General features: G+C 42.6%; 20 protein-coding genes. 3 read left to right on the top strand and 17 right to left on the bottom strand.

Translation table 11 applies throughout. The features are described 5' to 3' along the window. Positions 1–321 precede the first annotated feature (321 nt). The 15 genes from PHF18_RS01300 to PHF18_RS01230 all read right to left on the bottom strand — a co-directional run bounded on the left by PHF18_RS01300 (position 322) and on the right by PHF18_RS01230 (position 12708). The gene (locus PHF18_RS01300; protein WP_300097384.1) at positions 322–2514 is read right to left on the bottom strand and encodes a CHASE4 domain-containing protein; all 2193 of its coding nucleotides are present in this window, start codon (positions 2512–2514) and stop codon (positions 322–324) included. A 380-nt stretch (positions 2515–2894) separates the two neighbouring features. Beyond that, positions 2895–3140 carry a KEOPS complex subunit Pcc1 gene (locus PHF18_RS01295; protein WP_300097382.1) on the bottom strand — a complete coding sequence of 82 codons (246 nt, stop codon included), beginning with the start codon at positions 3138–3140 and terminating at the stop codon, positions 2895–2897. A 236-nt stretch (positions 3141–3376) separates the two neighbouring features. Continuing rightward, complete coding sequence (locus PHF18_RS01290; protein ID WP_300097380.1) at positions 3377–3850, bottom strand: rRNA maturation protein; 474 nt, start codon at positions 3848–3850, stop codon at positions 3377–3379. A gap of 5 nt (positions 3851–3855) precedes the next feature. Beyond that, positions 3856–3993: a DNA-directed RNA polymerase subunit P gene (locus PHF18_RS01285; protein ID WP_011021777.1), complete on the bottom strand. Its 138-nt coding sequence runs from the start codon at positions 3991–3993 to the stop codon at positions 3856–3858. 29 nt (positions 3994–4022) lie between these two features. Further along, positions 4023–4307, bottom strand: a complete 285-nt coding sequence (locus tag PHF18_RS01280) for a 50S ribosomal protein L37ae (protein ID WP_048131910.1) — start codon at positions 4305–4307, stop codon at positions 4023–4025. Between the two features lie 160 nt (positions 4308–4467). After that, positions 4468–5268, bottom strand: coding sequence for an exosome complex protein Rrp42 (gene rrp42, locus PHF18_RS01275; protein WP_300097366.1), 801 nt, complete (start codon positions 5266–5268; stop codon positions 4468–4470). Then, positions 5252–6739 carry an exosome complex exonuclease Rrp41 gene (rrp41, locus tag PHF18_RS01270; RefSeq protein ID WP_300097364.1) on the bottom strand — a complete coding sequence of 496 codons (1488 nt, stop codon included), beginning with the start codon at positions 6737–6739 and terminating at the stop codon, positions 5252–5254. Before rrp41 ends, rrp42 begins: the two co-directional genes overlap by 17 nt. A gap of 78 nt (positions 6740–6817) precedes the next feature. Further along, positions 6818–7600 (bottom strand): exosome complex RNA-binding protein Rrp4, encoded by a 783-nt coding sequence (gene rrp4, locus PHF18_RS01265; protein ID WP_300097363.1) that lies wholly within the window; start codon positions 7598–7600, stop codon positions 6818–6820. Positions 7601–7611: 11 nt separating this feature from the next. After that, positions 7612–8304: a ribosome assembly factor SBDS gene (locus PHF18_RS01260; protein WP_300097361.1), complete on the bottom strand. Its 693-nt coding sequence runs from the start codon at positions 8302–8304 to the stop codon at positions 7612–7614. Positions 8305–8382: 78 nt separating this feature from the next. Next, the gene (psmA, locus tag PHF18_RS01255) at positions 8383–9132 is read right to left on the bottom strand and encodes an archaeal proteasome endopeptidase complex subunit alpha (RefSeq protein ID WP_300097360.1); all 750 of its coding nucleotides are present in this window, start codon (positions 9130–9132) and stop codon (positions 8383–8385) included. 1128 nt (positions 9133–10260) lie between these two features. Then, positions 10261–10623 (bottom strand): Rpp14/Pop5 family protein, encoded by a 363-nt coding sequence (locus PHF18_RS01250; protein ID WP_300097358.1) that lies wholly within the window; start codon positions 10621–10623, stop codon positions 10261–10263. Beyond that, entirely contained in the window at positions 10620–11339 is a 720-nt protein-coding gene (gene rnp3 / locus PHF18_RS01245) for a ribonuclease P protein component 3 (protein ID WP_300097356.1), read from the bottom strand. The genes PHF18_RS01250 and rnp3 overlap by 4 nt, the downstream gene beginning before the upstream one ends. Continuing rightward, the gene (locus tag PHF18_RS01240) at positions 11332–11775 is read right to left on the bottom strand and encodes an RNA-binding protein (protein ID WP_300097354.1); all 444 of its coding nucleotides are present in this window, start codon (positions 11773–11775) and stop codon (positions 11332–11334) included. Before PHF18_RS01240 ends, rnp3 begins: the two co-directional genes overlap by 8 nt. After that, complete coding sequence (locus tag PHF18_RS01235; RefSeq protein WP_300097352.1) at positions 11772–12362, bottom strand: 50S ribosomal protein L15e; 591 nt, start codon at positions 12360–12362, stop codon at positions 11772–11774. Before PHF18_RS01235 ends, PHF18_RS01240 begins: the two co-directional genes overlap by 4 nt. 217 nt (positions 12363–12579) lie before the next feature. Then, the gene (locus tag PHF18_RS01230; RefSeq protein ID WP_300097350.1) at positions 12580–12708 is read right to left on the bottom strand and encodes a hypothetical protein; all 129 of its coding nucleotides are present in this window, start codon (positions 12706–12708) and stop codon (positions 12580–12582) included. Between the two features lie 503 nt (positions 12709–13211). On the opposite strand from PHF18_RS01230, the gene PHF18_RS01225 reads away from it, so the two are divergent. Then, positions 13212–14438, top strand: coding sequence for an acyltransferase family protein (locus PHF18_RS01225; RefSeq protein WP_300097348.1), 1227 nt, complete (start codon positions 13212–13214; stop codon positions 14436–14438). Between the two features lie 102 nt (positions 14439–14540). Here PHF18_RS01225 and PHF18_RS01220 read toward each other — a convergent pair whose 3' ends face one another. Beyond that, positions 14541–15110 carry a transposase gene (locus tag PHF18_RS01220; protein WP_300097346.1) on the bottom strand — a complete coding sequence of 190 codons (570 nt, stop codon included), beginning with the start codon at positions 15108–15110 and terminating at the stop codon, positions 14541–14543. A gap of 68 nt (positions 15111–15178) precedes the next feature. Then, a complete protein-coding gene (locus tag PHF18_RS01215) occupies positions 15179–15802 on the bottom strand; it encodes a transposase (RefSeq protein WP_300097344.1) in 624 nt (207 codons plus the stop codon). 251 nt (positions 15803–16053) lie between these two features. Here PHF18_RS01215 and PHF18_RS01210 point away from each other — a divergent pair, with 251 nt between their 5' ends. Together PHF18_RS01210 and PHF18_RS01205 are read left to right on the top strand one after the other, a co-directional pair. Then, positions 16054–17895 (top strand): DUF2207 domain-containing protein, encoded by a 1842-nt coding sequence (locus PHF18_RS01210; RefSeq protein ID WP_300097342.1) that lies wholly within the window; start codon positions 16054–16056, stop codon positions 17893–17895. A 133-nt stretch (positions 17896–18028) separates the two neighbouring features. Further along, the gene (locus PHF18_RS01205; RefSeq protein WP_300097340.1) at positions 18029–18577 is read left to right on the top strand and encodes a LemA family protein; all 549 of its coding nucleotides are present in this window, start codon (positions 18029–18031) and stop codon (positions 18575–18577) included. Positions 18578–19198: the final 621 nt, after the last annotated feature.

Raw genomic sequence — 19198 nt, 5'->3', positions numbered from 1 at the left:
AGATACATGGAAACAGAATTCAGGAAGAATTTGCTCTCAGCTATTGTATGGTTCATTATCTGGCTAGTTGTCAGGATGTATTTGAATATTTAAACTCTCTAACTTCTTTCTACAGCACAAAAGAATTCCGGGGAGATTCAGAATACAGATTCAAAGTGAAAGTTAAGAGATTTGCTGACATTTTGATTTCATCTAGAGGCTTTGATACTTTTGTTACTGTTGGCTATTGATTGCGTTTTGTCATTTCTTACCAGTTAGTAATCAGACGTTTCGGGTTTGTCAAAATCAATATCAATCAACTGGTTTTTACAGGCTGAATAATTACTTCTTATTTAGCTTAGCATCATCATCCCATCTTTTATCATCGTTTATCGGAATTGTGAAAGCAAAGGTACTCCCCTCGCCCGAGCTGCTCCTGAACCAGACATCCCCTCCATGCAGGTGGACAATCTCCTTAACTAAAAAAAGGCCAAGCCCCGTCCCCTGGTATGTTTTTGAGGAAAAGGAATCTACCTGGCTGAAGGGCTTGAAGAGTTTGTGCTGGTCTTCAGCTTTGATCCCGATTCCCGTATCTTTAACCGTTATTTCTACCAGGTCTCCTTTTATTCTTGCCCCTATTTTTACAGAGCTGTTTTCATGGGAGAACTTGATAGCGTTATCAATGAGGTTGTACATTATCTGGGCAAACCTGGCTTCATCCGCACGGATGCTTGTAAGCTTGCTATCCATATCGATTTCAATTTGAATATTTTTCCGGTATGCTACTGGAGACAGGAAATTTATTATCGTGTTGAGCTTATTAGCAAGTTCAAACTCCTTATAATCAAGCTCCACTTTTCCGGCTTCTACTTTAGAAAGGTCCAGAATGTCATTGATAAGGCTCAGAAGATTCCTCCCACTCTTTGAAATGTTGTCTGTATACTTTAATTGCTTTTCATTCAACTCCCCATACACCTGTTCATACAGCAGGTCTGAGAACCCTATGATTGAGTTCAGCGGGGTCCTCAGTTCATGGCTCACATTTGCCAGGAACTCGCTCTTGGCACGGTTTGCAATTTCTGCTATTTGTTTTTCCTGATAAAGTTTTTCTACTGCTTTCTTTCCAGTAATGTTTCTGCAGGTCTCCAGGACGCCTACGATCTTGCCGTTATCGTCAGTTACCGGGATTGCCTGGATAAACCAGGAGTTTCCGTCCTCTGCAGTAAATTCTCCTGATGCCTTATTTTCTGATATAAAAATCTCTTCAAGGTGCAGGTGCTCAACCAGGGGGCTGGTTATTCCCAGAGTAGGGTTAAGGCGTCTTCCTATTGCTTTCTCAAGGTCCACATGCATATATTCAAGAGCAGCTTTGTTTGCCCAGATGATATTAAGTTGAGGGTTTACGAAAATAACCAGCTCGTTTAAAGAATCGAGCAGAACCTTCTTTTCACGTTCCTGAGCCTTTAATTCCTGTTGTACCAGGTCGATTTCATTCAGCATCCCGTTTATTTCTCTTGACAGGCGATAGAGTTCATCGTTGTCTTTGAGAGGCAATCTTTTTGAAAGATCTTTTTCCGACCTGACTCTTGTAACGAAATTGTCAATCTCAACCAGTCTCGAAACGAAGAAACTGTCAAGTGCAAATTTAACTCCGACCCCTGTCACAATCCCGGTTAGCAAAAGGAAAAAATACATAGAATTCAGGGTTTTTTCGCTGTTCAAATAGAGGTCTCTTGGGAAATCAGCTCTCATAATAAGGGCAGGCTGGCCTGAAATATCCATTAACTCAAAATACCCTGTCATTATCTCTTCGCTAAAGGGTTCGACAACAGTCTTGTCCGGGAACTCTGAAAAATTTTGAAATTTTGCTTGAAAATCGGCAGGCATATCTTTATCGACCCTATACATCAAAAGTGAAGTGCATGCAATTTCGCTGAAATAATCAAGAAGATCACTGTCAAAGTATCTCCCAAAAATTAAAGTGCCCTTCACAGGCCCCTCATATCCTGTCGTAAGGATCGGATGGCAGGAAATAAACATGGGGTTTTCATCGACCAAAATACAGCCGCTTATATCGTCATCTTCTGATTTTGTGGAAAAAGTACCGCTTTCTATCAGTTCAATAAGCTCTTCCGGAACCGGCTTTTCCTCTCCTGTTTCAAGATCTATCGATTTCTCATAAACAAGTGATCCTGTATCATTTATAAAAAGCATAACATTGACTTTGAGTCCTGCAAGAGTCTCGTTCTGAAGGTTTGCGTCTATATACTCCTGGTTTTGATCATCGATAAAACGATAAGTATCGTCCCAGCATGCCCAGTCCTGAACCATGTTATCAAGATAATTTTGTTCGGTAGAAACTACATTTTGTATTCTTCCAACATTCCTCAATGTGTCTGCCTGTTCAAGATTCAAAAAATTAGAAAGTTGTACGTTGTAGGTAAACATAAATGTAGCAGTGAATACGGCAAAAAATAATACTGTTATTATAAAAAGTTTTTTACTAATATCTATCCCAAACACCCCAAAAGCCATCGATAAAAAGAAGCTAAAGAGCAATAGTATTTACATTAAAAAGGGGGAATTAGTATATAAATGTAGAGTGACATTAAAAACAATTTTATAATATTGTAACACTTATTATTTCAATTTAACTCTTTAATTTATATATAAAAATTAGAATGAATCTAATTATACATTAATAAATATTTAATTATGTTTAGTAGAAAATCTACACAACCCTGCAACCATATATTTCAGGTCCCTGATTTGCACACTTATTTTTTTGAGGTCCCCAAGCATAAAAAGTAGTTGCAGGTATATCCCTGCCTGTACCTGTGGCCTGATAATTTCCACGGTATATGCTCACCAGAAGTGTGATGTGGCTGATTGAGCGCTGATCGGTCGTTAGTCGGTTAGGCTTCAGATGTGACTTCAAGGACTTCCTGCGCGATCTGGATAAGCCTGAACCAGGTGTTCAGGGCAGAACGCAGGGACACTGCATCGTCGGCTTTAACCGTAAGTACAAGGTTATATGCACCTTCAAGGTACATCCCTATTCTTGACCTTTCAGAGAAGTTATCATTAAGTTCTGGAAGGACAGCCTGATATATCTTTTCGGCAGTTTCGGTTTCAAATGTAAACTCTGCGGAAAGTTTCAAAGAACTCCTCCTGGGAAAAATCCGGGTCTAAAAATCTTAACCCTTAAACTGGGTCTGGATTCTAACTTTATCTTTAAAAGGTTTATTCTGAAAACTTAACTCTTCAATCCGGGTCCGGAATCAAGAAAGTTGATTTTAATATTTAGTCCTTAAAATAGTCTGAAATTCCTGAAATAGTCTGAAATAGCCTGAAATTCCAGAACTTCAGAAAAAAGGGTTGGAAAAAGGGTGTCCGGTCAGTACTTTTTGAAACCTTTGACAGTTAACTTAAAAAGGGACTTTCCGCTGCCCATGAAATCGACCTCATTTTCTCCTGCCGCCATCAGTGTGGAATGGGGAGGGAGCTGATCGACCTTATCACTTTCGACCCTGTTAAAATGGAAAAAAGACTCAAATGCGTCCGCAATCTCTCCCTGGCCTGCAATACCCGGTTCAACATCTGGAAACCAGTAAGAATCGATTTCCTTAGAATACCAGTCCGAAAACCTGAGGGAAAAAAGAAGCTTCCCTGCATCGTCATAAAAGCTGAGTTCCCCGGGGTTTCCGTGGTACTCTCCTACAACTATGAAAGGGCCGCCTTCTGCAAACTCCAGAAGCTCCTGCATGCCCATCTTGCCACGGGAAATACTCCTGCCGGCAATAAAGCGTGAAAGAAGCTTACAAAGCGTCCGGGTCTTTGCAGAAGGTTTACGAGAAGAAGTAATTAACATACTTCTTACTCGGCCTTGATGCGTTTGATGGTTGTAGGACGCTCTTTTACCAGGATCCGGTGTCCGCAATACGGGCACCTGATGCCTGTGTACTCGTAGTCAATTTCCACTTTCTGTTTACATCGAGTGCACTTGTAACCCATACAACCTCACATTCCTGAAAATTATTTGTTTACTTTGCCTCAGCAAGGTTCTTCATGGTGCGCAGCAGGGTCTGACCAACGCTTGTGGAGGGGATATAGGTCCCGCCAGCGAAGGTGTGTCCACACTTGCTGCATTTCCAGATCCCGGTTCCTATCCTTTTGACGGTAGGGCGGGCACATTTGGAGCAGACATGCGGAGCTCGCATGCGTTCTTCCAGGTCTGCGACAAGCTTTCTGTCTTTTCTCCCGTACCTGGGACCAAACCTGCCTGCAGATCTGGAAATTCTTCCTTTCTTAGTGAATTTTTTTGCCATCGTTATAACTCCTTAAAATGTATTAACTTAAAAGTGATAGTACCCTGAACCGATCTATGGGCTGGTTAGCCCGAGACCCGGGTTTTACTATCACCTTAAGACGTGCACTTAGACCGTAATACTGGCATTTAATATTTATATTTAATTAATCCTGCCTGATTTATTCACTTTTTGCAAGCCCTTTCAGGTAAAGTTCCCTGAGTTCGGCTGCCTTTTCTATTGCCAGGTCTATTGCCTCGAACAGCTCTGCCTCGGTAAGAGGGGTAGAACCCATTTTCTGCATGCCTGAAACAGATCCGTCCGAACTGGAAACGATGGTCAGTTTTGTTTCGCAAACTGCCTCCTCGTCAAGGGAGGGGTCAACCATCAGTTTTGAGCCTACCTTGGCAAGAGTTATACCAACAGGCATTTCTTTCATTGCAAGGGGCACGTTCTCACCCAGTCCCAGTTGTTCGTTCGGAACAACTGTGGTCATAAGGGCTGCAATTGCAGCAAGACAGGATGCATCAATGATATTTCCATCATTGTTCAGGACATGGATGTCTATATAGATAATCCATACGGATTCTCCCACCGTTATGCAAAGCTTCTTTATATCAATTGCGCCTGATTCCCGGATTCCCCTGTCAACGACCCTTGCCATTTCGATTGCATCTTCTCTTGGAGGCCCAGGCTCATATTCGGGAGAAGCTATCGGATTAAGCTCAAGGTTGGTAATAATCACTCCTTCATCGTGAGAGTCTGGAAACGGAGTTCCTTTCTGAAGCTTCACACCTGCAAGAACCTGGGTGTTCCCGAGGGTAACCTTTGCAGAACCTTCGGCTTTGGAAATTATGTTTGTTTCGAGCTTGATATCCCTGAAATCTTTAAACCCGCGCCAGTCCTGGCGCTTTCCTTTGACCATCAGGCTGTAAATATAGTCCTTCTTAAGTGTGGCTATAATTTCACTCATCTTTTTCACCTCTGTTTCCGGCTTCAGAGGGGTCTTTTACTACCTTCCAGGGACCTTCGGATTTTTCTTCTTCAGGCTCTTCTTCAGCCTCTACTGCTTCAGTAGAAGCTTCCTCAGGTTCTACCTCTGTTTCAGGCTCAATAGTTGCTTCTGAAGCAAAGGTTTCCTCAATTTCGGCTTCTTTTTCAAGGGAAGGTTCTTCTTCGGCTAATTTCTCAGCTTCAGACTCGAGCCCAATTTCCTCTTCAGATTCTATGGAAGCAGCTTCTTTCTCAAGTCTGGCTTCAATTTCGTCAAACTCTTTGATTTCAGGAGTACCTTCAACAGAGGCTTCAAATTCCTCTTCTTCTTCAAGAGCTTCCTCTTCTTCTTCAAGAGCTTCCTCTTCTTCTTCAAGAGCTTCCTCTTCTTCTTCAAGAGCTTCCTCTTCAAATTCCTCTTCTTTGAGGTCTTCTCCTAAATTTTCCTCTAAATCTTCTTCTTCCTCTTCTTCTTCTTCCTCTTCTTCTTCCTCTTCTTCTTCTTCTTCTTCTTCTTCTTCCTCTTCTTCTTCCTCTTCGATCTCTTCTTCGAAGTCAGGGATTACCTCTCCGGAAAGGATCTCAGTTGCAGATGGGTCTTCTAACGCCTCTGCTCCAAATTCTGCAGTTTCCTTCGAAACCTCTTCGACTGCTGCTGCTTCCGAAGCATACTCGAGGGAGGATATGGGCTCTTTTTTTTCGCCTTCCTTTTCAGTTCCTGCAGCTTCTTTCACCGTATCCTCAACAGGAGTCTCAAACTTCTTTCTAAGGACGGCCTGCTGGATTTCAAGGATCTCCTTGCACCCTTTCTTTACGAGCTCCATACCTTTCTTAATCTCTTCCGGAGTAAGGTGCCCGTCCATCTGGACAAGAGTGATTTCCCCGTCCTGGGTCATTGCTACAGGGAAGTCAGCTTCTCCGTAGTTGTCCTCATCCTTATTAAGGTCAAGTACAATCTGCCCGTCAACCTTTCCAAAAGCACATGAGGTAACAAGGCCCTTCATGGGAATTCCGGCATCTGCAAGAGCTATACTTGAAGCATTAATTGCTGCTGTCCTTGTCCCTGCATCCGCCTGAAGCACTTCCACAAAAATATCAATTGCTGTCTTCGGAAACAGCTCAGCCATAATCACAGGTTCGAAAGCTTCCCTGGAAACCTTTGAGATTTCGATGCTCCGCCTACTGTGTCCCGGACGGGCACGGTCTTCCACGGAGAATGATGCCATATTATACCTGTAACGGATAACTGCCGAATCTGCGCGCTGGCTGCGGCGGGGATGAGCTTCCCTGGGTCCGAATACACCTACCAGGATCTTATTCCTGCCCCATTCAAGATAACATGAACCGTCGGCTCGCGAAAGTACGCCGATCTCAATTTTCATGGGCCTTATCTCATCCGCACGTCTCCCGTCAAGGCGCAGCCCATCGTCAGTGATTAATTTATCAGGTTTATCACTCATACTTTAATCTCCAAACAACTCCTAAACCAAAATACTCTAGAGAAGCTTACCTAAAATCTTCTTGACTCTATCCGGAATTTAATTCGTCGGGTCCAGCAGTACATCGATCTTCCTGTATATATCTTCGGAGTGATCGTCCTTTCCTGCAGTCGCACCTTTCTTCTCATTTTGAAAAAACGTAACAGGCTTGGACTCTTTCTGTCTAATCCGTTCATTTTTCAAAAAATTGTAGATCCGGTCTGTCAATCCGGAACGCTGGGCTTCAACTTCGATTTTCCGGAGAGCCTTACTCAAAAGCTCTACATCCTCGTCCTTTCCATCGATCCATATTCTGCCGTTCTGGCCTACGAAAATGCTGCAGTTTGTCTCTTTCTTCAGCATGGAGATCATGGAACCGCCGTGTCCTATTACACGGGGGACTTTTACAGGCTCAACTTCAACAATCTGGCCTGTTTTGAGTTTCTGAAGACTCGGATCCCTCAGGGCAAGCTCTATTTTCATGGAGCTGTCTACATCTTTTACCCTGAGGATTGCAGAGTCGCCTACGTTCATAATTTCAGGCATATCTCGGGATTCGACTCTTCTCGGATATTCGGATACATGGAGCAGACCATCATAAGGAGCTGCAATATTCAGTATCCAGTTGGATGGAGTAACCACAATAACGATCCCTATCACCACATCATTCACTGAGGGGATATAAGCTCCCGCAAGTGGGATCACTCCAACTTTATCCTCTTTGAGGTTTTCAATACCACAAAACGAAGAATAGATCTTGTTGTTCTTGATATACGTCCCGTATCCGGCTTTTTTCATGTCCTCGGATAACAGGTCACCAGGGATCACTATTTTTTTATCCATCCAACATCCTCTTATAAAAGTTTCGTCTGAGCCTCTCCCTTCGTGAGATGATTTATAAGAGCGTAAAAATCAGTCTGGACTCCCGCAGGAATCCGCACTACTGCAACCCATGAGCCGTCACGCTGCCATTCTTCTTTCGTAATGCTTCCGGCTTTGGAAATATCTCCGTATGCTTTGGGAGCATATTCGGGAGGGATTTTCACAGCAATATTGATTTCTTCAAAGCGTATTGGGATAAGCGGGCGAATGGCTTTCATTGTAATAGCTACCAGCTGATCTACGCTTTTTAAAGGGTCTATGTGCACCTTCGCCTCTTCCATCGCTCTTTCTATTCTTGCGGGAGGGTGGGGCGCTCTAGTCTGAGGGTTTATAGCATTTCTGGAAATGGTATAGATAACCTTTTTCTTTTTCTCTTCAAGCATTCGTTTTCTCTGATCAGCGGTAAGCTGAAGCTCTCCGCTTTTCAGAATCACGGCAGCAATTTCAAAGGGGTCGGTTGTTTCAAAAGAGTTGATTATATCGGACTCTGCTGCCCGATCCCCTTTGTTTGCATCTTCGAAGATAGTTTCAACTGCAAGAACGTCTTCGAGGTTTACTTCCTCTCCTCGCTTATAGGCCAGAGCCCCTTCGGGCTCGACCAGTACTTCGAAATGTTTGCTGCCTCTTTTAAGCCGGGCAGTCACTGCCTCGTCCAGGGACACCATTTTCGAATACCTTCTCTAAAATGTAAGTTTGAGATTCAGAGATTCTCTGATTACTCGTTCTTAAAATATTTATAGGTTTTATTCTTTGTTTTCAGTTCCCTTGTTTTTCTCAAGGATCTGCTGAACGTAGTTCCCAACTTCCTCAGGGCTCAGTTTTCTGAATTTCTTGTCCTGAAGGGACACAATACCCACTTCAAGGGTTCCGGCATCGAACTTGCCTTCAGCTGCTTTATAAAGTGCATCCATCCCGAGGAGGATAGCAGCTTCAATATTCATATCTTCCCTGTAGTCGGCCTCAAAAACCTCAACAACTGCATTTCTGCCTGCTCCGATGGCTGTTGCCTTATACTCGAGGAGAGCGCCGCTGGGGTCGGTCTCAAAGAGCCTTGGTTTCTGGTCATCTACGCCGGCAATCAGGAGTGCAGTTCCGTATGGGCGAACTCCTCCGTACTGGGTGTAGGTCTGCTTGTGGTCACAGATTTTCTTGGAGATAACCTCCACACCTATGAGTTCGTCATAAGAAACCCTGTTTACCTGGGCTTCTACACGAGCCCTGTCAACAAGGGCACGGGCGTCTGCCACGAGCCCTGAGGTTGCGGCTCCTATATGGTCGTCAATCTGGAATATTTTTTCGATTGATGCGGCTTCCACAAGCCTGCTTGTTATTCGCTTATCAACCAGCAGCACTACCCCATCAGCTGCCTTGATTCCTACGGCTGTTGTTCCCCTCTTGACCGCTTCGCGGGCATATTCTACCTGGAAAAGTCTTCCGTCAGGACTGAAAACCGTAATTGCCCTGTCATAACCCATCTGTGGTGCCATCTGCATATTCCGTATCTCCTTGCCTTAATTTATGTTCCATATTGTTTCTATTTTCCCGGTCAGATACCGGTCATTTTTCCTTAGGGATTTCAAATCCGCAGAATCGTCTGCTAAACCACCGCATGCCCAAAAAAGGCTTTGGTCAGTAAGCGCTACAAACCTGTGCGGATATCCCCGAAAGCTCAGGAGCTTAAGTCCCCGACCCAGCGTTCAGGTAAGGAAACCGATTTTTGATTCCCTATAACGTATTTCTTCCTTATTAGAGTTTTTAACCTTTTACATGGGACTTTTAATCCTGGCAGAGTTTATTCTGATGAAACCAGTGGAAAATCTCCCGGTTAAAGGGAGTTTAAAGGTACTTTTACCCTGCAACGTACGTTTCCAGACATAAGCCGGATTCACGCACTCCAGTAAACTTTTTAACAGAGTTTAAAGGTTTATTCCAATGTTAACTATATCCGTTAATAAAGTGTATTTACTCAGTTATAATGCTTGTGAGAGCCCGGGGCTTTTCCAGCGCTTAAAGCCAGATTTAGAACCTCTTAGGGAAAATTTTTCCCTTGTAATTTTCTACGCCCGAAACTCCGGGACGCCTTCACTCCAGATCCTCGAACCACTCATGCATAAACTGTTATGAGTCTCGGCAAAGCTGCTCTGCTGTTAATCAGTTCTGCCAATCAGCATTATACATTGTTACATTAATACTCATTCATTGTAGTATATATTAGATAGCTTATTATTAGATAGTTTATTATTAGATAGCTTATTATTAGGCCGCTTAGTATCATACCGCTTATTCGGCCGTTACCGAGTCCACAACGGAAAGTTCCAGCCTGAAATATTCCGCAAATATCCAGTTCTATATTTCATATGAATAAGACCGGATATAAACGAGCCCACATATAAACTCTCTTTAAACCCGGACCTCAGCCCTGACTTTCCTGAGTCTCAGGTGAGCTTTCCAGAACCTGAATTTTAGTTATTCAGGGCCCGGATTCCAGTTTTTCAGAAGCTTAACTCAGGCTTCAGGAGCTTAGTTTATCTTTCCGGGGGCCCTCTCCCGAATCCTTTTTTTCTGTATTCTCCGGGAGTCACTACTTCGGGCTAAACTCTGGAATCTATCTTATGTCCAATTTATGGTTCAACTTCAGATTCAAAGAGCCTGTCGTCCTGTAGAAACTTTTCCGTAGCTCTTTTAACAGTACCTGAAGCTCCCAGCACATGAAGAGTTGCCCTTTTCCCGTTAATCCGGGTCAGAGCAGCCAGGGAAGCTCTCGTATCCTTTACTCTGGTATGGGAGCACTGGAGAATTCCTTTTCCGTCTTCAAATCCCAGCACCTTAATATCACAGTCGCTGGTTGTAACATCTCCGAGCAGCGATGCAGCAGAGGAAATAACTTCCCTTACAATATCGTTTCTGCTTGCTGGCTCTTCTGAGATCAGCTCAAAAGCAAGATAGCGCTTTTTAGCACGGAGTGAAGGAAGCAGGCGTTTCAAAAGAGATCCTCTCCCTCAAGAACTTCAATACCTTCCCTTACATATCCAGGACCAGGCCGATTCTTTGTGAGAATTCTTTCCGGAACAGTGCTTATGGCATCAAGAGCCTCATCTTCTTCAAGCCCACAGACCTCAGCAAGGGCAAGAGTTTCCATTGGGGAGCGCAGGTCAAAGCAGGACATGGCATCACTGCAAAGTACAAGGGGTACCTCGTATTTTCTGGTAAGCTCAAGGTTTGCCTTAAGGTCGGACAGCAGGCGGATGCGCCTTGAACCCCGGGAATGAAGAAAAGGTCTCAGGGTGATACCTATTGCAACTCCATTTTCTGCAGCTGCTTTTGCCAGCACCTGGTTTAACCCGTTGCTCCTGTCAAAAGCCGGGTGGTTCAGGATGTCTACCCTGTGGTTTTCGAGTGCAGCCCTGTTGACTGCTTCGGACCCTCCATGCACAATTAGGACATCCATTGAACTCCTGAATTTTCCGATCAAACTGTGCAATTTAGAGGGGTTTTCTTCCACAAGCTCAATTCCCCTGAATACCTCAAAACCCTCTACTGAAGGCATTACTGACTTCTTATCTGGGAGTTTATCGGAATGGTTCGCAACTGCAATCCCGCTGTACCCGAAATGCCGGGCAAGGGAAACCAGTTCCGTAGCAGTATGGTCCCCATCCGGAGCTGCATGGACACAAAAATCATAAAATTTCGGTTTACCCAAACAACTCCTCCACTATGGCTCCGGCTTTCTCCCAGTTCTTCGGGTAGGTCTCTATCTTGACCTTTGCAATAATCGCGTCAGAAGAGTTAGTCAGTTTTACCTGCTGCAGGTATGCAGCCTGCTTGTCAAAGCGGAGGTGAAAAACCGTGTCATCGTCCAGCCTCTCAGGCATTTCTTCCTTGAGCATTCCCACATCTTCTTCCGAAAAGTTTCCCCGGACAAAACGGGCAAAGTTCAGGCATTCTGCCTTCCTTTTAAGCTGCACGCTAAGGATAGTAATTGGATTTCCATGGTGCCCTTCGGCCTGAAGCTCTTCTATGAGCTTATTTCCTTCCTTTACGCCGGCACCGGATAAAAAAAAGTCCAGAGCCTCGCGGACTCTGGATACGTCTTCGGTTGCGTGGGCGATCACACGCATTGTTATGTGATGAATCACTTGCCTCGACTCTGATGTGCACGGATGCTCGGCCTGGTCTTTTCAGTTCCCTTGCCGCGTGTAGTCAGGCCCCTACCCTTCCTGCCGGCACTGGTTTTGCCTCGGGTAGCTCTGCCCCTTATGGACGGGTCACAGATCCAGTTCAGGTTCTTATCGCTCTTTATTACAGAGTGGTGCGGATCTACAAGGATGACTTCAAACCACTTGTGCTTTCCGTCTTCCCCTACCCAGTAGGAGTTCAGAACTTCAAGGTTCGGGTATTTGCGGTCTGCACGGGCTTCGGCAATCCTCTGGATGCTCATTCCGCCTGAGATCTTATTCGTCCCCATTCTCTGGGTTCTTCTTCCACGTTTAGGTCTTGATTTACCAAGTCCACCGCGGCGCACATTCACTCTGACAACGACAATTCCCTGCTTGGCTTTGTATCCAAGGGATCGTGCCCTGTCGAGTCTTGTGGGCCTTTCGATTCTGGTCACAGAGCCCTGTTTTCTCCAGACCTGCATGCGTTCCCAGCGGAGATCGTTTACGTAAGTCTCATCAGGGTTTTTCCATGCATCACGTATGTATCCGTAAAAAGATTTTGACAATTTAAACACCAAGTTTCACTTATGTTTCATGGTTCAGCCCTGCCTGCAGGACCACATTCCAACGGGATCTAATCCCGAAAATGAAACATGCGATACAACTGAATCATCTGATTTAAAGCTTTGCCTGCAAAGTAAATGACCGGAAAACCCCGGATGAACCTTAGTGTGAATATATGTATATAAGTTGGCAATTTAAATTAAACTGTTTGGTGTAATATTAGTGGGGGATTACAGCAAACTTCATCTCATAAATAATTGGTACTATTTTCGTGAACTCCCTCTCCCTGAAATCTTCGCCTTTCGGCTCAGTTTCGAGGGATGAGCTTCCTACGAGTATTTTTCTCATCGGCTTTGATTCCTGAGAATCTCAGTTCCTCAAAAAACCTGTATTGTCGTAGATTTCCGGTAGTGAACTACCGAAAGCTTGTCCACAGAGCATTTTGCAATAGGTTTCACAACCTCCCATTGCGGAATACCCTGTCAAGCTCGCTGTTCACCGTTTGCACTTTTACCTATAGAACTTCTCTATAGAACTTCTCTATAGAACCTTATAGTTCAAGTTCAGAAAGTTGTACCTGACGTTTATCCGGCTATCCCCTACTTTATCTTTTACCACAAGGGCGAGGGAGAGCTACGGATAATATTATATTAGCTTGCGAAGTAGAATAAACTTTGCGGAATCACTACCATAAGACGGTTTGAAAGTTGATGGCTTTCATCTTCCACCTGTCCGATCCGGTTTACCGGATCTACCGAGGAAGGAGACTTCTCGCCTTCTTATTAAATTTTTTATATTTTATATACCAATATATTATTATATTGTAAACACTGTTTACAATCCGGGTTACTATGAGGCTTCACTGGATTGATGCATTAAAAGGGATTGGAATTATACTTGTAGTATTTGCGCATCACAGCTTGCCGGTAGCAATTGACACTTACATATTTTCGTTTCACATGCCGCTCTTCTTTTTCATTTCCGGATTTCTGTTTGACTTTGGGAAATATGCAGGATCGACTGCAGGTTTTGTGAAGGGGAGATTCAGGTCTCTTATCGTGCCTTACTTTTCTTTTGCAGTGTTTACCTGCCTATTTTACTTTTTTCTGGATCTGAAATTTCAGCCAGGAGTCATAAATATTGAATTTTTCGAAACCAGTGCTCTTTATGGCATTTATTCCATCGTGTATGCCCTTGGTCCTCTGATCTCTTATAATCCTCCGCTCTGGTTCCTGAGCTGCCTGTTCGTAACTGAGCTTCTCTTTTATGGATTTGCGAAGAAGTCTTACGGGGAACCGCGAAAGCTTGTACTCTGGCTCACTGCAGCCGGAGTGATCGGGCACCTTTATTCCATATATGTGCCTTTCAGGCTGCTCTGGAACGCAGATGTGGCTCTCTCTGCCGTTGTCTTTTACGGAGCCGGAAATTTATTTCGAAAATTCACAGAGCCGAAAAAAGAGTCTGGATCTGGCTCGGATCTGAATTCCGGTTCAAGTCTTAGTTCAAGTATGAATTTGGGTTCGAGACTTAGTTCAGGTTCGAGTCTTAGTTTAAGTTCAAGTATGAATTTGGGTTTGAGGTTCAGGGAAGGTTTCTTCCGAGTTGAGAAATTTCTCCCTGGAGTCTTTATTCTTCTAAACCTGTTATATCTCGGATACCTCCTGAAGTTTCCTACAACAGATATGGTCAACATGAACGTGCTGAAATACGGAGGTTTCTTCTCGTATTATCTCCTTGCTTTCTCAGGGATCTTTGCCTTTGTTTATCTTTTCAAAAAAGTAGGGAGTTCAAAAATACTGGAATATTACGGGAGAAACAGCTTGATCGTGCTTGCACTCCATTTCCCTCTAAAGGATGTCCTGATAAAACTGGCAGTTCTGGGAGGAGTAGATTATGAGCTTTATCATTACAACGCAGTTTTTGCTCTGAGTTTAACTGTGCTGAACCTTATTTGCGTGATACCTTTGATCTTCCTTATCAATAGCTACTTCCCCTTCCTGATCGGAAAAAAAGGTTCTTTCGCAAAGTTTGAAGGCTTTAAATCTCGTTTCAAGAAGCTTGTTAATCAATGGAACTGACCTGTCGATTCTGAAAATTATTAAATATCTTCAGCCGAAGACTGTGAACTCCCCCTCTCTGTCAGGCTAACGCCTGCCGAGGAAGGGGCTTCCTTCGAGTATTTACTTCATTTGAAAATCAGATTCTGATAATCTAATTCTCATCGGTAAACCTGTTTGTCGAAGATTATCTACAAATTGTAGATAGCCTGTCCACAAGGCATTCTGTGATAGGAAACGTACCATGATGTTGATAGCACTATTTCTATCCCTATCAATTACATTTCCACAATCACATTCCATAGTTCTTTCCCAGAGAGGCATATCATGCCGTTTTCCACATAGGTAGCACTCTTTGGAAGTATAGCTCTCATCAATTCTTATTACTCTTTTACCTATGAGCTCTGCTTTATAGGTCAAGAATTCGATGAAGCGAGATAGATAACCTTGATTTTGGGTTGATCTGTTTCTGGATCTTATCCTCTTAGTTTTCTTTTGCTTTTCCCCATTGATTATTTTGGGTTGAGCCATTTTCTTAACTTTAAGATCTCCCATAATAATGGTATTGGCCCTGGTATTCTCTACCATTTTCCTGGATAGTTTATGCTGGAAATCCTTCAGTTGATTGAATTTTTTAGTTTCCATTACCCGATAATTTTTATGCAGTTTAAGGTATTTCCTGCTGTTTTTCATACAGTGATCTTTTTTTGATTTTATACTATCCATTTTCTTTTGCCAATACTTATCTGGTCTGGGAGTTTTTACTTCATGGATTTTTCCTTTGAGATACAGGTTACTATTTTGGTTATGCCTGCATCAATCGCCTGATAACATCCGTTGTCAGTATACGCTTTGGGAAAAACATCATATATTACGGAAAGGTAAAAATCTCCTCTGCCTTTATACGGATCATCGTTATAGATCTCTACCTGTCTTACATTTTCTAATTTGAGGTCAATTTCAAAATCAAGAGACGTTTTATTAACAGAATGAGCAAATTTAATGTTTGCATTGTTAATTTTGTATCCACTCTGATTATAGCATAACGTCATGAAATATTTGTTACTTCGGAACTTAGGAGGTCTTGCTGTTTTATCTCCGTTTTTCCTGAGTGCGAAAAAGGACTTGTAATTAGCATCAAGTTTTTTAAGTACACTCTGAAGGACTTTTGAATAAACTACCTTATATTCAGGATTATTTTCCTTGAATTCAGGCAACTTGTTTTGCTGTTCTATATATCCAACACTACGTTGTTCGTTACGCCATGCGTTTTTTCTATCAGCCAGAGCAAGATTATAGACACATCTACATTTATCGGATAATTCCCAGAGAACATTAACCTGTTCTTCTGTAGGATATATCTTAATCTTTTTTGTTAGTTGCATGTTTGGCCTGACTTTTTATATATTTTTCCAAAGAGTCAACTGGTATAGGATATAGTGTCAACAAAAAGATGAAACTATGAATATATGTATTTAACTAATCACGACGAATATTAATGAGGAAGTTGACGGCTTTCATCCCCCACCTGTCGCTTCGCTCCGAGGAAGGAGACTTCCCGCCTTAATGTTAAAATCTTAATGACCTTCGGAATATTTTTATATTTTTAAATTAATACAGAGTTGGAGGAATCTGGTTGTGGCTTTCAAACGGTTCAATTGAACCTCTCAGAAAAGCAAGTATTAATCCTGCGATCTTGAAAACGGTCATTCTTTTGCTGGTCCTTCTCTGTATGGTACCCTCAGCCAGTGCAAGAGACTATGCGCTGGAAGGAGTTGCGACGAATATAACTATTGACCCCAACGGCTTAGTCCATGTTGAGGAATCGATTTCCTATACATTTGAAGGAAATTATAACGAAGTTTTTAGAATACTCGAGGAGTCCCCAGGAGAATCTATCCAGAACATTCAGGGATATTGTTCAGACGAAGCATGTACCTTCAGAGTTGAACCGACTTCTGAAGGATACGAGTTGATAGGCGGGCTTCCGACCCCCACTCCGGAAAAAGTTACTTTTTTTATTTCCTATGATCATTATGGAGCAGTCAAAGTCCACAGCGATGTTTCCGAATTCCATTACAAGCTATGGGGAGAAGAGTGGGAGAAACCTCTGGGAAGCTTGAAAGGAAGCATTACGCTCCCTGTGAATAACGAAAGTGAGCTCCAGTACTGGATTCATCCGACTGGTTATACCCGGGAAGTAAATGTGGAACAGAATATCCTCAGTATCAGGACAGACGAAATTCCCTCTTATCAATGGTATGAAATCAGGGTTGTTTTTCCAAAAATTGAATCTCCCAATGCCAGCCTGGTCCAGATAGACAATGCAGAGGGTCTTAAAGAAATAAAATCCATTGAAAATGAATATGAAATGAAAGGCTCGATCTTAAAGGGCCTTTCCAGCCTGACAATTCTCTTTGCTTTCCTTGCCCTGGCGTTTCCGTTCCTCATTTATTTCAGGTACGGGAGAGAACCAAAAATCGATTATGAGGCAATATATGAAAGAGAGCCACCTACCGATTCCAGGCCTGCTGTTGTCAATGCCATAATGCAGGGGAAGATCGGCACTCCTACAATGGATGGGTTTACTGCTACGGTTATGAACCTTGCTAACCTTGGTTATATTTCTCTTCATACTGTAAAATCAGAAGAAAGCAGGGCATTCGGCCTGTTCAAATCCGATTCGGAAGACATTTTAATTGAACTTGTCAGTTCTGACTCATATGAGACAGCTAACGGAAACCTCCCCAAACTGGAAAATTTTGAAAAAGATGTGTTCAATTTATTGAAAAAACATGCTTCCGAAAATAAGGTCTCATGGGATAAACTGAAAAAAGAGCTTGGAAAAGGAACTGATTTCTATCAATTTATGCTTGCCTGGAATAAAAAAGTTGAAAGACATATTGTAGTTGAGAAACTCTTCCGGTCCACAGGGAACACATATGTGGGCATTTTCGGTGTGGCAACTATAATAGCGGCAGTTGTTTTTTTTATTGCAATCTCTAAATATTTCCCTTCAAATTCATTTCCCCAGGCGTCAAATCTGAATATACTTGTGGTTTTAATTGGAGTTTTCGGGTTAGTTATGATCATTTTCTCCGGGGTGTTTGAAAAGGTACTGGGACGCTGGACCCCTGAAGGAAGGCTCTATTATAAACGCTGGAATAACTTTAAAAAATATCTCACAGATTTTTCTGCCCTCAAAGAGCATCCTCCGGAATCAATAAAGCTCTGGGACTCTTATCTGGTCTATGCAACCGCTCTGGGAGTCGCAGAAGAAGTCCTTAAAAATATGTCTTTAGTCGTTCCTGATGAACAGCTCAAATACAGTCACTTTTACTATGTACACCACAGTTACGCCCAGTTCGGTGCCGGTTTTGGGAGAGCTTATTCGGCATCCGCTCCATCTTCAAGCGGGAGCGGGGGGGTAGGTGGCGTGGGCGGCGGCTCAGGTGGAGGTGGCGGCGGTGCCAGGTAATACCGGGTAAATGTCAGTTAATATCAGTTAATACCAGTTAATATCAGTTAATACCAGTTAATATCAGTTAATGCCAGTTAATGCCAGTTAATGCCAGGTTAAGTACTTTTGATCTAATGGATGGTGATCTATAATGGTAATAGAAATTCTGGTAATAGCAGTAATAATTCTGGTTTTGCTCTTTGTTATAATTTACAATGACCTTATAAAGCAAAGAAATCGGGTAGAAAATTCCTGGGCCCAGATAGAAGTCCAGCTAAAAAGGCGCTATGACCTTATCCCCAACCTGATAGAAACCGTGAAAGGGTATGCAAAACACGAAAAAACCCTTTTCGAAAACATTACAAAAGCCAGGGCTGCAGTAATGTCTGCAAATAATGTAAATGAAACTGCAGAAGCATCCAATTATCTGTCCTCCACCTTGAAATCCCTGTTCGCAGTTGCAGAAAACTATCCTGACCTGAAAGCCAACCAGAACTTCATGCAGCTCCAGAAAGACCTCATGGATACCGAGAACAAAATTGCCTATGCAAGACAATTTTATAATGATACCGTTATGAAATTCAACATCAGCATCCAGACAATTCCAAAAAATATTGTTGCATCTATCACAGGATTCAGGAAAAAAGATCTATTTGAAACCCTGCAAGCCGAAAGGGAAACCCCAAAGGTTGAGTTCTAAGTCCCAAAGGTTGAGTTCTAAGACAGTACACTGATTCAGTTTACTGATTCAATTAATTATTTCAGTTTACTGATTTAGTTCACTGATTTATTTCTTATACATATTTTGTTATCAGTTTCCTTATCCACGGTGATCCGTGATTAAACGGCTGATATTATTAAAAATATCCAGAAACGGTATCTTTCAGCTTTTTTTCCCCTGTTGCAAAGGGCTGTAGCCGGCTGACAGTCAGGTAAGAAAGACAAAAAACAATCCGTAATGATATTGAGAGAAAAAGAACAATACAGGGAAATACCCCATCTGGCATGAGAAATACTTCCCTTAATACCGGAAGGTGGCTTTCAATCCACAGGTTACAGGACGCCTCCGCCAGCTTGCCTGGCGGCTCTTCAAAAAAAGAAAGAAGAAAAGAATTTGAAAAATAAATATAAAAGCAATAAAAAAGAAATTTGAAATAAATAAATAAATAAATAAATAAATAAAAACGTGAAAAAGATATTCTAAAAAAAGTGCTGTTAATGTGTCTTTAATTCTGTTTTGTTTGTGCATGTGCCGGTTTTTGAGGCTGCTTTTATCACCTTATTCTCTTCTTTTTTGTCTGAAAGCCGCTCTCCTGCGTCG

Origin of the sequence: Methanosarcina sp., assembly GCF_028693135.1 — an archaeon.
Classification (GTDB): Archaea; Halobacteriota; Methanosarcinia; order Methanosarcinales; family Methanosarcinaceae; genus Methanosarcina.
This window is presented reverse-complemented; position numbering and strand designations above follow the sequence as displayed.

Excerpts from the sequence above, each read along its gene's own strand:
- PHF18_RS01300 (WP_300097384.1), bottom strand. The coding sequence starts at position 2,514 with ATGGCTTTTGGGGTGTTTGGGATAGATATTAGTAAAAAACTTTTTATA.
- PHF18_RS01290 (WP_300097380.1), bottom strand. The coding sequence starts at position 3,850 with ATGTTAATTACTTCTTCTCGTAAACCTTCTGCAAAGACCCGGACGCTT.
- PHF18_RS01285 (WP_011021777.1), bottom strand. The coding sequence starts at position 3,993 with ATGGGTTACAAGTGCACTCGATGTAAACAGAAAGTGGAAATTGACTAC.
- PHF18_RS01280 (WP_048131910.1), bottom strand. The coding sequence starts at position 4,307 with ATGGCAAAAAAATTCACTAAGAAAGGAAGAATTTCCAGATCTGCAGGC.
- rrp41 (WP_300097364.1), bottom strand. The coding sequence starts at position 6,739 with ATGAGTGATAAACCTGATAAATTAATCACTGACGATGGGCTGCGCCTT.
- rrp4 (WP_300097363.1), bottom strand. The coding sequence starts at position 7,600 with ATGGATAAAAAAATAGTGATCCCTGGTGACCTGTTATCCGAGGACATG.
- PHF18_RS01260 (WP_300097361.1), bottom strand. The coding sequence starts at position 8,304 with ATGGTGTCCCTGGACGAGGCAGTGACTGCCCGGCTTAAAAGAGGCAGC.
- psmA (WP_300097360.1), bottom strand. The coding sequence starts at position 9,132 with ATGCAGATGGCACCACAGATGGGTTATGACAGGGCAATTACGGTTTTC.
- PHF18_RS01230 (WP_300097350.1), bottom strand. The coding sequence starts at position 12,708 with ATGAGAAAAATACTCGTAGGAAGCTCATCCCTCGAAACTGAGCCGAAA.
- PHF18_RS01225 (WP_300097348.1), top strand. The coding sequence starts at position 13,212 with ATGAGGCTTCACTGGATTGATGCATTAAAAGGGATTGGAATTATACTT.
- PHF18_RS01220 (WP_300097346.1), bottom strand. The coding sequence starts at position 15,110 with ATGAAAAACAGCAGGAAATACCTTAAACTGCATAAAAATTATCGGGTA.
- PHF18_RS01215 (WP_300097344.1), bottom strand. The coding sequence starts at position 15,802 with ATGCAACTAACAAAAAAGATTAAGATATATCCTACAGAAGAACAGGTT.
- PHF18_RS01205 (WP_300097340.1), top strand. The coding sequence starts at position 18,029 with ATGGTAATAGAAATTCTGGTAATAGCAGTAATAATTCTGGTTTTGCTC.